9 protein-coding genes are annotated in these 14,002 nt (G+C 41.5%); 5 read left to right on the top strand and 4 right to left on the bottom strand.

Going from position 1 to position 14,002, the window contains the following annotated elements; translation table 11 throughout:
- Positions 1 to 15: 15 nt before the first annotated feature.
- From F1644_RS08905 to F1644_RS08895, 3 genes are all read right to left on the bottom strand, one after another.
- On the bottom strand, positions 16 to 1,446 hold the full coding sequence (locus F1644_RS08905; protein WP_118305156.1) for a RagB/SusD family nutrient uptake outer membrane protein: 1,431 nt from the start codon (positions 1,444 to 1,446) through the stop codon (positions 16 to 18).
- Positions 1,447 to 1,472: 26 nt separating this feature from the next.
- The gene (locus F1644_RS08900; RefSeq protein ID WP_118305157.1) at positions 1,473 to 5,069 is read right to left on the bottom strand and encodes a SusC/RagA family TonB-linked outer membrane protein; all 3,597 of its coding nucleotides are present in this window, start codon (positions 5,067 to 5,069) and stop codon (positions 1,473 to 1,475) included.
- Positions 5,070 to 5,151: 82 nt separating this feature from the next.
- Positions 5,152 to 6,378, bottom strand: a complete 1,227-nt coding sequence (locus F1644_RS08895) for a FecR family protein (protein ID WP_118305158.1) — start codon at positions 6,376 to 6,378, stop codon at positions 5,152 to 5,154.
- Between the two features lie 351 nt (positions 6,379 to 6,729).
- Between F1644_RS08895 and F1644_RS08890 the strand changes: the two genes are divergently transcribed.
- From F1644_RS08890 to F1644_RS08875, 4 genes are all read left to right on the top strand, one after another.
- Positions 6,730 to 7,227, top strand: coding sequence for an RNA polymerase sigma factor (locus tag F1644_RS08890; RefSeq protein WP_118305159.1), 498 nt, complete (start codon positions 6,730 to 6,732; stop codon positions 7,225 to 7,227).
- 163 nt (positions 7,228 to 7,390) lie between these two features.
- Positions 7,391 to 8,224, top strand: a complete 834-nt coding sequence (locus tag F1644_RS08885; RefSeq protein ID WP_118305160.1) for a helix-turn-helix domain-containing protein — start codon at positions 7,391 to 7,393, stop codon at positions 8,222 to 8,224.
- A 15-nt stretch (positions 8,225 to 8,239) separates the two neighbouring features.
- The gene (locus tag F1644_RS08880; RefSeq protein WP_118305161.1) at positions 8,240 to 10,945 is read left to right on the top strand and encodes a hybrid sensor histidine kinase/response regulator; all 2,706 of its coding nucleotides are present in this window, start codon (positions 8,240 to 8,242) and stop codon (positions 10,943 to 10,945) included.
- A gap of 387 nt (positions 10,946 to 11,332) precedes the next feature.
- On the top strand, positions 11,333 to 11,788 hold the full coding sequence (locus tag F1644_RS08875; protein WP_118305162.1) for a hypothetical protein: 456 nt from the start codon (positions 11,333 to 11,335) through the stop codon (positions 11,786 to 11,788).
- A gap of 329 nt (positions 11,789 to 12,117) precedes the next feature.
- On the opposite strand, the gene F1644_RS08870 is transcribed toward F1644_RS08875, so the two are convergent.
- The gene (locus F1644_RS08870) at positions 12,118 to 12,669 is read right to left on the bottom strand and encodes an RNA polymerase sigma factor (RefSeq protein ID WP_118305163.1); all 552 of its coding nucleotides are present in this window, start codon (positions 12,667 to 12,669) and stop codon (positions 12,118 to 12,120) included.
- A 121-nt stretch (positions 12,670 to 12,790) separates the two neighbouring features.
- Between F1644_RS08870 and F1644_RS08865 the strand changes: the two genes are divergently transcribed.
- Positions 12,791 to 13,963 carry a FecR family protein gene (locus F1644_RS08865; protein WP_118305164.1) on the top strand — a complete coding sequence of 391 codons (1,173 nt, stop codon included), beginning with the start codon at positions 12,791 to 12,793 and terminating at the stop codon, positions 13,961 to 13,963.
- Positions 13,964 to 14,002 lie beyond the last annotated feature (39 nt).

The following is a 14,002-nucleotide window of genomic DNA, read 5'->3' as shown; positions in this document are numbered from 1 at the left end:
TACATGATTAAATGGTTATTTAAGTACGCCTTCTCTTTCCGGAGCTTTGGCGGAAGCATTTTGTACCAACTGGATGTTTTTGTTGACAATATCCAACGGGAAAGGTAAAGTGTACATTGGGTCCTTCTCCTTCAAGGTATAGATCTTGTATTGGTCTTGCTGTCGTTGTTTAAACTCCCGGCTGATGGATGGCATCCCGTAGCGGCGCAGGTCGAACCAGCGGTGAAACTCATAGCACAATTCCAAGCGGCGTTCCTGACGGATTTTCTCCAATAAACCCGTCGTGCTTGTTTCGTCCGTGTAACCCACGATACGATGGCGACGTAACTCGTTCAAGTCAGCCAAAGCCCCACTCTCATCCTTGTTTGTGGGCGATAACACTCTGGCCTCTGCCCTCGTTAGGTATGCTTCCGAAATTCGGATGGCATTTCCCGGGGTATTTGCACCGCTATTATTGCCGAGTTCTCCCGGACAGAGTTGTTTGTGTACCCAGGTTGCGTCAACGGGGAACCAAAAGTCTCGACGTTTATCGCCTGCCGTAAATCCGGTCAGTAGTTCCCCCGTCGGACACAAGGACGGATCAATGTAAGTCCTCCCGTACAGCCACTCCACCTCGGAGAGATCGTATCTAGCCAAGCTGAATTCTTTTTCCCCGTGGCTCATCTTCGTGTAGTCGCTTAGTCCCTCGGCAGATTCAATGGCTTGTGTGGCTGCCGTGATAGCTTTGTCGTATTCCTCCATGTAGAGGTAAGCCCGGGCTAGTAGAATGTCCACTGTTGTCCCGTTCAGCCGGTAGTTACCTCTTGTCTTCGGGTGTTTTGCAAACAATTTGGACGCTTCTTCCAGGTCGGCTACAATCTGGTTATACACCTCTTCCACTGTACTCCGGGCGATCCCATTTTCTACTAGGGCGGCTGTCAATTTTAAAGGTACGCCTAAGGCTTTTTTGTTATAATTATAAGGTTCCCCGAACATATTCACGATCCGGAAATAACCGAAAGCACGTAAGCCCAATGCTTCTGCCCGAATCAGATCTCGATCCCGTTGTGTTCCGACTGCATCCCCCACGCCGTCCAAAACAGCATTGATCCCCATGATTTGTGTGTAGGTATACTCGTAGCCGTCATCCGGGGAGGCTCCATTCTCCAGTTCCCACATATCCGGCTGCCAGGTAAAGGTGCGGATTAGGGCTGCCGGCCCCCAAATATAATCTCCTGTCGGTAATTTACTCTCGTTAACCTTTAAATCATCATCCAGATAGTAAAGCACGTTGTAATTGTACTTGGATGTTTTATACATATACATCATTAGCAGTTCGCTGTAATCTGTCGTGGTGGTTGGGATGGTCTCGTCCTGCGAGGACTCTTCCAGAAAATCCGAACAAGCCCCCAGCATCAGCGAGAAGATCAAGTTCAGCACGATATATATATTTCTATACTTTCTCATCTCTTTATCTCTTTATTCGTTAATTATTAGAACATCACTTGCACGAAGAACGAAGTCACCCGGCGGGTCGGCCAGTTGCCCGTTTCCGGGTCCAGTCCGTCCCATTTTTTATCGGATACCCACATGAAGGGATTCGTCATGCTTAACTTCAATTGTAAATGACTTAATCCTATCGAATTCAACGCCTTCTCGCCAAAATTGTAGGCTAACGATAGAGAACGGCAGCGGATAAAGTCTGTGTTAGCAACCCGTGCATCAGATTGATTATACATCACGTAGGAATTTTCACCTGATCTGTAATTCGCTGCTAAAACCGTATTTTCCGGGAAAGAGATAATATCGGTTCGACTACCTATACTGGGAAGTGAGGGAATATTCGTTTTGTCCCCTACTTTTTTCCATCGCTTCAACAATTTCTTGGATGCGTTCTGATGTGGAAGAGGCAAACCGTCTTTACTTGTTGTAGCCTCGTAGAGATTAGGTAAACGATTGTGTCCTCCCCATTGCACGGCGAACAGGGCATAGAGCGTGATATTTTTATACTTGAACATGGTGTTCAATCCACCCGAGAAATCCGGGGTGAATTTACCCGAGTTTACCATGAAATCCTTGATGTCTTCCACGGATTCTAAATCCATGTATTTGAATCGGGGACGGCCGTACTCTTGCTCCAGTTGGTCGAACACGTAAGAATAGAACGTGGAGAAGGCCTCGCCGTCAACGATACAATTACCGTCTAGGTAATCGTCCAGCAGATTTGTCCGACTGTTTTTTGTTACTTTGTTCTTGGTTCGTGATGTATTCAAAGACAGTTGCCACGTGAAATTTTTTGTCCTCACTGGTATCACGTTGATCACGAAATCATACCCGGAATTCTCCATCGTGGAACCGGAAATAATCCCGTTGGCTACTCCGTTTTCCAAAGCAACCCCTTTGGATGAGAGTACATCGCTGGTCTTTTTAAACCAGTTGAAATTGAAATTTACTCTACCATCAAGGAAGGCGGCATCAATACCCACGTTCCAAGTCTTGGTCTTTTCCCAGCCGAGATCCGGGTAAGGCAAGGAAACAATTTCCAACCCGTAAGAATTATATAAATATTCGTACACGTCAGTAGCGATCAATTCCGGAGATACCGTATTTACCGTATTTCCTTGATACCCGTAGGAACCATAAAGGTCCAAGTTGTTCAACCACCAGTGTTTGCCGATAAAGTGTTCGTTGACAACCCTCCATTTCAACCCGGCCGACCAGGTTGGTTGGAAACGTTTATTCTTATCTTGACCGAAACGATTGGATGCATCGAAACGTCCGCTTAGGTTCAACACGTAGCGATTATCATAAGTGTAAACAGCCATTGCGTACTCGCTTAGCGTGTTTTCTATGCGATTTACCACGGTATGAGTTCCTGAAACTTTATCAATATTATCCCTGTAATATTGACTGCCTCCATATTGATAATACTCGGTCGGCGGGATGGCAAACGTTTCTCCCCGGTCGGGCATATATCCCCAGCGTGTGTTGGATTCTCCTTTGGTTTTGGAAGAGTTGGTCTCGATTCCTGCCTGCAACGTGATCCGGTGTTTAAGATTAAACGTCTTGTTGTACACCAGTGCGTTCCGGGTTGTGATGGTCGACACGTTTGTCAAATCCGTCTCTAGCAAACCTCCCATTGGTAAGGGGGTAGAAATCGTCTCTACACTGTTGGGGGCCACGGAACCATACTCGTATCCCCGAATCTCTGAAATATAGTAGGAACGTTCCGTGGCATACTTTTTCGAGTCGGAAGAAGAGGAAGAGTAGGAAAACATTCCTTGGTATTCCAGATCTCCGAATAACTGCCACCGTAAATCGAAAGTGGCTCCCCACGTACGTGTATTATTCTCACTTCCCGTGTGTGCTTGCTCGTTGAGAATATTATAATTGTATGTTGTCTTACCTTGTACGGCATCGCTATTACGGCCGGATTTTTCATGATATAAAAGGGTGCCGTCTTCGTTATAACAAGGGATCACTCGGGAGGTATTGTAAGCATACGAGAAAGGATCTACCCCGTAGGCAAAACCGTCCACTTTACGCATACTGCCGTTTACCGTCATGTTCACGGTTAATTGTTCCCAAAGTCGGACTGTGGTGTTCGATGCTACAGTAAATTGTGATAAATTATTTCCTTTTGCGTCTCCCAATTGGCGACTGTAGCCGAAAGAGGTTCGATTCTGAATTTTTTCCGAGCCTCCATTAATACTCAACGAATGGTTGTGATTGAATGAATTGCGGAATAGAATTTTGAACCAGTCTGTGTTCTGGCGAGACATTTTCTGATACTCCACCTCCATCTCGTCTTTCGTGATTTTCTTGTCCAAGTAACGCTTGAGCAGTCCTTCAAAACCGATCGGTAACACGATGTCTGTTGCGCCAAAACATCTACGCTCCATGTAAATATCCCGTGAAAGATCCATTCGCTCTGCTGAATTCATCAAATCGTACAGACCATAGTGGGGGCGTTGACCGATAGAAAAATCACCGGAATAGTTTACATGTAACTTTCCGGCAGTCGCTTTCTTTGTCGTGATTACGATCACGCCGTTTGCAGCTTTTGATCCATAGATAGCTGTGGCCGAGGCATCTTTTAATACCGTAATGCTCTCAATATCATTCGGGTTCAACCAGGAGATTGCGTTTCCCGCCAGTTGTTTGATGTCATCAGCATCCACGGAGAATTTTGTGTTATCTTCCGAGTTGAATGGCTGTGGGTCCCGTTGGATTACGCCATCTACCACCCACACAGGTTCTTGACTACCCAACAAGGTGGAAGTTCCGCGTACCCGTACTTTTGGAGTGGCTCCCACTAGTCCTGTGGTATTGCGCACCAACATTCCTGACACCACGCCTTGTAACATTTGATCCACGGAAGTTGCCCCTGACATCAGAATATCTTCGGCTCGTACCGTGGTGGTTGCTCCCGTGTAATTCCCCTTGGAAATATTACCGTAACCTGTCACCACGACTTCATTCATCTGTTTCACGTCCTCCCGCAAGACCACGTTTATCGTGTCTTTCCCCGTGTACATGATCTCTTGGGTTTCCATGCCCACGAAGGAGAATACCAAGGTCAGTTTTTCCATTGCTGGTAGACTCAAAACATATTTTCCATTCGTGGTAGTAACGGTTCCCAAGGGTACTCCCTTCACCAGTACCGTGACTCCAGGAAGTGGCATTTTACCATCTGTCACGAGTCCTGTAATTTTCAACGTTTTTACCCCCTCAACCGTGATAATAATCTTACCGTTTCTTTCCACGCATCCTAGGGACGTTCCTTTCAAACATTCTTTCACGACCTCTAGCACGGGTTTGTTTTTCATGTCCAGAGTGATTCGGGTCCTCTCCTTCATAATCTCTTCGGAGCGGAACATGACTAAGTTATCACACAAACGATTCACTTCATGTAGTGCCTGCAAAACAGACACATCTGTTACTTTAAGAGAGATTCGTTTCGTCTTTTCCTGTCCGTAAACTTCCATATTCATGAACGACAACATCCCTACGATACAAACGGTAAAGGATAGTCGCTTAAAACAATAGGAAAAGCCTACAAAACGTTTCCGGTTTCGCATTTTTTTCATAGATTTGTAAATAATTTAATTAAACGATTCACTTGCTTTTTAGCAAGTTGCTTTCCCGAAGCTGCCCCAAACAGCTTCGGTTTTATTTTTTCGTTATATACACGTTCTTACCCACGACGTTAAATATCGGTCCTCCTGCCAATGTCAAATTCTCCAACACGGTCTCCAACTTCTCGTCTTTATTGATCAAACCGTTAAACGTATATTTTTCCATTTGCGTGTCTTTGCAAATGAAATTCACCCCGTACCAGCGGGACAAAGTCCTTAAAACCACCTCTATATCCTCTTCCGTGAAAATGAATTTACCGTCTTTCCAGGCGGCAATATTAGCGACATTTACCGGCTGTACCGAAATGGCCTTACTTCCCTCATGCCACATGGCTTGCATTCCCGGTTCAAGCACAACTCTCGAAGTGGGTACATTTCCATTATCCAGCACTTCCACCGCGACACTTCCCTTAACCAAAGTTGTGAAAACATTTTGCTCGTCTCGGTAAGCTTTCACGTTAAAGGAAGTTCCTAATACTCGTGTCCTCAAACCATTTGCGTCGACAATAAAAGGCTTGTTAACATCTCGTTGCACCTCGAAATAAGCTTCTCCCTGTAATTTCACGACCCGTTCATTTCTCACGAAACTAACCGGAAATTCCAGTTCCGAGTCTGCATTTAACCATACCCGTGTACCGTCACTTAATGTCAGAAAATAATCACCACCGACGTAAGTAACCACTCGGTTGAAAGTTTCCTCCACGGTTTCATCGTTTAAGAGAGAATCCCGTTTTACTTCATACAAAAGTTTACCATTTTCTCCCCGGATAATCGCTCTCTTCTGTTCCACCACTTCCGGGAGATCATGAACCAAATCAATCTGAACCCCGTCTGCCAGTATTAACATTGCCCGGGTATTTGTTTCCGGCTTTGCAGCAATGATTATATTTTCTTCTCCCGAGGTTCTTCGGATTTCTTTGTCCGGTTTATTATTCAGTACAAACAACACGGCTCCCACCAGACATGCGGCGGATATACTCCCGCTCACCAACCTCAAGAATCTTCTTGTTTGTTGTTTTCTCACCAAACGCCGGATGATACCATCTCGTACAAGTACAAAATTAACCGATTCATTGATTTGATCCTCTTCTTTCAGTCTTTTAGCAATACTCTGCCCGCGTACGATTCGCTTGTATAATTGACGATTATTCTCGCTTTCTTCCAACCAATCAGCTAGAGTGGCTCGTTCTTGAAACGTTACATTCCTTAATCTAATCTTGACGATAATCTCGGCCAACTGTCTTGCTTTTGAATAATCCATGATAATTTTTTTGTTCGTTTATATAAATGACGTCGTGACATGAAAACGGGATGAATAGAATTCCATTTTTATTTTCAAAAAAGAATAGTAGTAGGTTCAAATAATTGATTGATAGGTGATTATTTTGTGATGTTAACAAAGAGATCGGTACGTTTGATGATGGTGATTGTATTTACGTCTTACATTAGTCCTCCACGGCCAGAAAGTTGAATAGATGCGGAGCCATATTGAATAATATATTCTGGAAGAGAGAGAGTTCCATGTTTGTTCGGGGACTGGATATTTGTTACTAGTAAATTTTTTTTAAGGAAATTAATACTATATTTGTAAGTGGAACTCACTTGATAGTGCATGGAAGATTATTCAGCTTTAGAGAAATTTATTCGAAATCATTACGCATCTTTATGTGCGGTGGCAAGGCGTTTTGTTGATAATGACACCGCCCAGGACATCACACAAAATGTACTTTTCAAGTTTTGGGAAAAACGGGAGAAATACATGAATCTTGATTCTATCGATGATTTCCTTTTCATCATGATCAGAAATGAGGCAATAAGTCATCTTCGTCAAGTGAAACACGAGAAAGAACGCTATGCTAAACTTCCCCAAGATGAAAGCGAGGATCCTGAAATACTAAACATTTTAATTGAAGAGGAATCCAACCAAATACTGGTCAATGGTATTAATCAACTTCCCCCTCAGGCAGCCCTCATCATGCGTCTCGTTCTCTCCGGGTATGATAATAAAGAGATAGCACTATTAATTGATGTTTCAATCAATACGGTCAAGACATTGAAATACGGAGCCATCCGAAAATTACGGGAATATTTTAATAACCACAAATTTTGACGAGCGATTTTGTTGAAGGAATTGCAAAGCACGAATCTTTGGGGGGGGAATTGTCGTTTTTGATACTCAAACTTATGGATTGCGTTCATTTTTTATGGGAAAATCCGGAATGAAATAGGAATAATGTACTTTTGTATGGATAAAGGCTCTAAATAGCAAATAAGTGGAGAATTTTCAGATACATACGGATATTTCATTACTTCCTGCAAATGAACATGAGGTCTACCTTAAAGAAGGTTTTAACGGAATTTGTACGGGAGGCGGTGCCGTTATACAACTTTTTTCAGTTCGCTATCGGATTTCTGAAGGCGAGTTAATCACCATTTTACCACAACAATTGGTTTCTATTAGTGAAATCAGTGATGATTTTTCCATGACCTTTTTTAAGGTAGACAAAGTGATGTTCTTGGATATTATGAGTGGTCTTGGAAAATTGACTCCTGCTTTTTTCTTTTATATGCGGAAGAATTTTTATACCCGTCTCGGTGACAATGATATCAAAAGGTTTCTAGGGTATTGTCGGGCGCTCGATTTTCGTGGAAACAATGACGATCCTGTTTTCCGGAACGAGACCATTCTTCATTTATTACGGATTTATTATTGGGATCATTACGTGGCCTTCCAAAAAAGAACTTCTTCGGAAAACTATCCCCTTCTCAATTCCCATAAAGAGAGAATTGCTTTCAAATTCGCCATGCTCGTCTCGGAATATTGTGGCACGCACCGGGATGTAGCTTTTTATGCGGATCAATTGTGTATCTCTTCTATATATTTGACACAGGTCATTCAAGAAGTGAATGGTCAGAGGGCACGTGAGATGATTGCAGATTACGTGGTTGTCGAAATTAAATCCTTGTTGCGGAATGCTGACTTGGATATAAAAGATATCGTCCGGCAAATCGGATTTGCCACACAATCTTCTTTAAGTCGCTTTTTCCGGAGGCAGACGGGTATGTCTCCCTCGGAATACCGGCGAACGGTTCACGTTATACGATAAAAACAAAATGTTATCATGAAGGAAACGAAAGAGAATGCCTGTGATGCAGGTAAAATATCATTTGAGAAGGATATGTCTGCATTGCTAAGCGAACAGATTTTCTTTTCGGAAGGGGTGTTTGCACGTCTTCCAATGGGTGTCGAAATTTATGATTCCCAGGGAATTTTGCGTGGATTGAATAAACGAGCCGAGCAAATTTATGGTGTCGAGCCGGGCACAGTAATAGGTACGGTGAATCTTTTTGACAGTCCGTATGTCGATGAACAACTGGAAATGAAAATAAAAACTGGAGAAGAGATTGTACTGGAATTTGAATACGATTTTGACCGAATGAACCGAGAATACTTTCAGACTCGGAATAAAAAATCGATCATTTATGAAGTGAAAATAGTTCCCATTTGCAATAAAGAAGGAGTAATTGCGGGACATATGTTGTTGACTAATGACGTGACTTCTACCAAAGAGGCAGAATACCGTACTGAAGAGGCCAAGAAAAACCTTGAGATGGCGATGGAGGCTGCAAGTATGTCTTCATGGGTGTACGATATCCATAAGCAAGTGTTCTCCCCTTTGTTTGGGGAACCTATTGTTCGGGAGGGGATGACCTTAAATGAATTACAGGAAATGTTGCATCCTAATGACAGGATACCGTTGATGAAACTCTTTTCCCGGTTGGTTAACCGGGAAATTCAACAGGGGCAAATTACAGTTCGTATGTCTGATGGGGAAGACCTTCGTCATTACGAAAGCCGGATGCGGCTTTCCACGGAACACCGGGGTAAACTACAGATTGTTGGGACTCAATTGGATATAACTGAAAAATTCAGGATGGCGAAACGGGCACAGGATCTGCAAGCTAAACGCGAACTAGCCATGAAAGTCAATGATATCGTTCATTGGGATTTCGATGTGAAGGCACGAAAATTCGAATCCTATAACGATCCCGTCAACGACTATGTTGCCGGTCGACCGGTGTCCATAAATGAGTACTTGGAAGTCATACATCCGGAGGATCGGTCTTTGGTCAATGATGTACTGCAAACGATGCTTTCGGGTGAGAGAAGTAATATTAATTTTACCTGTCGTATGCAGACAAAATACGATGAAATATGGCAATATTGTAATATCACTGGAGTGCCTTTTGAAGAAGAGGAATGCGGTAAAATCTCCCGTTTCACGGGTTTCAGACAGAACATCTCTAAACTTCATCAGTTGAATGAAGAACTTAAAGAACGGAATTACAAGATGGAGCTGACGTTTAAAACGGTAGGGATGTCCTATTGGGATTTTGACGTGAAGACAGGACAATATAGAGCATTTAATGATTCTGTTAATGATTTTCGTTCCGAAAAAAACATTTCTCCGGAGGATTATTTGAATGCGGCACATCCCGATGATACGGAACGGATACGTGAGAATATCGAAACAATGTTGCGAGGTGAAGCCAGGGAGTTTACCTTAGAATATCGTTCTCGGACGAAATGGGATCAGGAATGGCAGTCTCTGATAGTGACCGGGCTACCATCCGAGTGGGACAAAAGGGGAAATATCGTCCGTTATACAGGTATCGCTTTCAACAACACGAAATGGGAAAAGATGGCTCGGGAACTGAAAGAGATGAAAGAGAGGGCAGAACTTTCAGATCGGCTCAAATCTGCTTTTCTAGCCAATATGAGCCACGAGATTCGTACGCCACTGAATGCGATTGTTGGATTTTCCGAGCTATTAATCGATAGCGATGATCCGGACGAAAGGGCAGAGTGTGGGCGTATGATTGAGTCAAACAACGAATTGTTGTTACGGCTTATTAATGATATTTTGGACTTATCGAAGATCGAGTCGGGTATACTGGAAAGCAAGCGGGTAAAATTCAGTATCACGCAGTTATGTGATGAACTCTACAGGATGATGTTGCAAAAAATACCAAATATGGATGTTAAATTATTGCAAGACAAATTATTGCAAGATTACTGGGTTTTTCTGGATCGAGATCGACTTAAGCAGGTGTGGATGAATTTCTTGACTAATGCGATGAAATGTACTCGTTCCGGGTATATCCGGATGGGATTCTCTGTTGAAAACGGGGGATTCCGTTTTTATGTTGAAGATACAGGATGCGGCATACCGAAAAAGTTGCATAGTCAGGTTTTCGGACGTTTCCAGAAGCTCAACGAATTTACACAAGGGACCGGCTTGGGACTTGCGATTTCCAAAGCCATCATCGAGGCCGCAGGAGGTGAAATCGGGTTTACATCTAAACCGGGTGTCGGTTCGACCTTTTGGGGATGGGTTCCGTGTGAGATATCCGTGTCCGGAGGTAGCAGTACTCCGGATTTGTCTTCTCTGCCACCGTGTGATAAGTCCGGTGAATTTGAAACTAGAAGAAAAAAGATCTTGGTGGCCGAAGACAATGATAGTAATTATGCATTGTTACTTCATATGCTTAAGGATTATGATCTTATGCGAGCGGAGAATGGTGTGGAGGCTGTTGATGCGGTTCGTAATGGAAATTTCGACTTCGTGTTGATGGATTTGAAAATGCCGATTATGGGCGGTTTGGAAGCTACCCGGAAAATTCGGGAATTCGATACCGAAATCCCGATTATTGCGCTGACGGCCAATGCTTTCGATTCAGACCGAGTGAGTGCCATGGAAGCCGGATGTAACGCATTCTTGACAAAACCCGTGAAGAAGAAACAGTTGCTCGAACTCTTCTTTTGAATAAAATGTTTATGAGATAATTATGGTTGCCAATTTATGACAGCTTTTTGCAAAGAGTATACTTACGAGCATAGGTGGGATATAGAGGTAGGAGTGGGCGGAAGAAAAATCCTCTGATCACTTCTAGAGAGCCTCTTCATTGAAGGATAACGGGGTTATTTTCGTGGCAAAAAACGCATCACTAGCACAAGAGTTTTAAAATTACAAACAAAATATCAAGAAAATACCAATCTCACGAACAAACAACAGAATATGCCTAAAACCTCTAAAATAAGGTAATAAGATTAAACTTTACAAGTAGAATAACAAAAACTGAGGGATAATCCTTCAGTCTTTGTTATTTTACTTAAAAGCATTATCTTAGTCTTTAGAAATAAAATTATTCCTATGAAAAATGATAATGGAAATATACCCAAGACAGAAAAAGAACTTGAAGAATGGATGAAAGCAAATTGCGCAAACTTCAATTCTTATTCTATTAACGGAAACGCTATTTATGAAGGATTCGGGATTGAAATAATCGGGGGAACTTTTATCTGGTATTATACTGAAAGAGGGCAAAAGGACACAATAAAAACCTTCACATCAGAGCAAGATATTATTGAACACGCCTATATACAAATACAATCAGACAAATGGGCTTGGACGCACTGCATCGGTTTTACGAGCGACAAAGCTAAATCGGAGGAATTATGCAGCATTCTTACAGAAATGGATATAGAACATTTTCAAGATGAAATACCTTATTACGGTATAAATCATCCCGTTTACAGGGTGTTTGTTTTGGGATGTGACATAAAAAAGACCATGCACCTGAAAGAAAGATTTCAAACAGAGAAATGATAGTGTCTCAAAAAGTGTGTATTTTCATGGAGTGGAAAAAGTAACCTCAAACAAAAAAAGAGTCTCATTATGAGACTCTTGTGGGCGCTGAGGGATTCGAACCCAATATCTTATAAATCTTAATTTTCAACTATTTACGTGCAAATAACTCCTTGATTTTTAATTGGGGTTACTCTTAAGTAACTTATTCGAGACAAACTTTTGTCATCTATAGTCCTCTAACTATCTCGCAATAAAAATACGATTTTTTCCCAAAATCACCTTATCTTTTGCTATTTTCCTTTTGGATACTAGCTTTGAGGACTGGATAGATGTTCTTTCTATTACGTTTAGAATCCTCCCAAGATAATATGTAAATTCTCTCTCATAAAAGTCATTGCCCGTTTGTAATGAGTTTTTGTAGTGGATTCCGCAACACCGAGTTCTCGAGCGATCTCTGGTAAGGTTTTACGTTCCACGATATGCTTTAACAAAACCTCTTTTTGTTTATCCGGTAAGCGAGACAGGACTTCGTTTAGGCGTTTTAATAAATTCTCATCAGGTTCCTCGTCTGTCATGTTAGAAAAAAGTAAGGCTTCGATCACCTTATCTTGATTATTGTCCCGTATTTTTAAATTGCGAATATATTTCAAACAGCTATTTCGAACAAATGTGAGTAGATAATAAACTACATTACGTTCCTCATCATACTTGTCTAAATTACACCATAAAGAGAGAAAAGCATCTTGAACAAGGTTTTCTGCTTCCTCCCAATCATAAAGGTAGCGCATAGCATAATATTGTAAATTGTAGAAATATTCTACGTACAATATCTGAAATGCTTTTTCATCTCCTTTTTTTATCCTATACCCAAGTTCTTTTATGTCAATATCGTGATTCACACCGAGTAATTTTACTGCAAATGTGTATATAATTTAGTTTGAATGCAAAAAAAATGAATTTTTTTGTCCCCCATTTGAGAGATGAGTGGTTATTATGATCGGATGTAAGAAATAGTAACTCATGGAAAAGAATAAATATATAAATTGGGATTTATTAGTGCGTCACATGAGCGGGGAATTGTCTAAAGAAGAAGAAATTGTGTTCAAAAATTGGATTAAAGTAGATGAAAAACATCGAAAATACTATGAACGCATGGTTGAGGAATGGAATCGAGAAACATTATATGAACGTGATCTTCCTCGCATCTTGTCTAACTTTGATTTATTACTTGAAACACAAAGAAAAAAACGGAAGTTGGTTATTCGTAAAAGAGTTATCAGTTGGAGCGTGGCAGCTGCCTTAATTATAGGTTTTGGAACGTTATTGCTTTTAAGCCGTCAGCAATCGGAAATGTTGACGGTGGCTTCTTCTGTCGTAATTACTCCCGGTGAAAGTAAGGCATATCTTGTCATGTACGATGGTACAAATATTCAATTAGATAAAACAACTGATAGCTCTAATTTAATCGTTGGCTCCACTAAGATCAGAAATAATAAAGGAACCGTGACATTTATTGATAATGATAAATTATCGCAACAGATGGAGTACAATACTCTTGTGATACCTCGAAATGGTGAGTATCATATTGTTCTAAATGACGGGACCGAGGTATGGTTAAATGCTGAATCCAAATTGAAATTTCCTACAGATTTCAAAGGGGATGAACGTCGTGTTTTTCTCTCTGGCGAGGCTTATTTTAAAGTGTCCTATGATAATTCACATCCTTTTATTGTAGAAACAGATCTTGGCAATATCAAGGTTTACGGAACGGAGTTTAACGTGAGACGTTACACGGATGAGCAAACTGTTCGTACGACATTGGTAAATGGCAGCGTGGGATTTCAAAGTAAAGAAAGTGTTACAGAAAATTACGTGAAAATTGAACCCGGATATCAGATCAGTTATGAAAGAGGAGAAGATGTAGTTGTAAAAAAAGTAAAGGTAGCCAATGAAATAGCTTGGCACAAACAATTGTTCTGTTTTGAGAGATGTACATTAGAAGAAATCATGAAAGACGTGGCTCGTTGGTATGATGTAAAAGTGACTTTTGATAACGAAAATTTGAAAGGATTATCTTTCACCTGTACTTTGGATCGTTATGATGAAATAGAAAAACTATTGCGTTTTTTTGAGGAAGTATATAACATTGAATTTAAAATTGAAGGAAAACATATAACTGTCATGGAACAATAAAAAAAGTGCGGGTTGTAGTTTGGCGACATCCTCCCGCAC

The organism is Butyricimonas paravirosa (assembly GCF_032878955.1).
Classification (GTDB): Bacteria; Bacteroidota; Bacteroidia; order Bacteroidales; family Marinifilaceae; genus Butyricimonas; species Butyricimonas paravirosa.
Note: the sequence above shows the minus strand (reverse complement) of the source record. Positions and strands in the feature narration are given on the sequence as shown.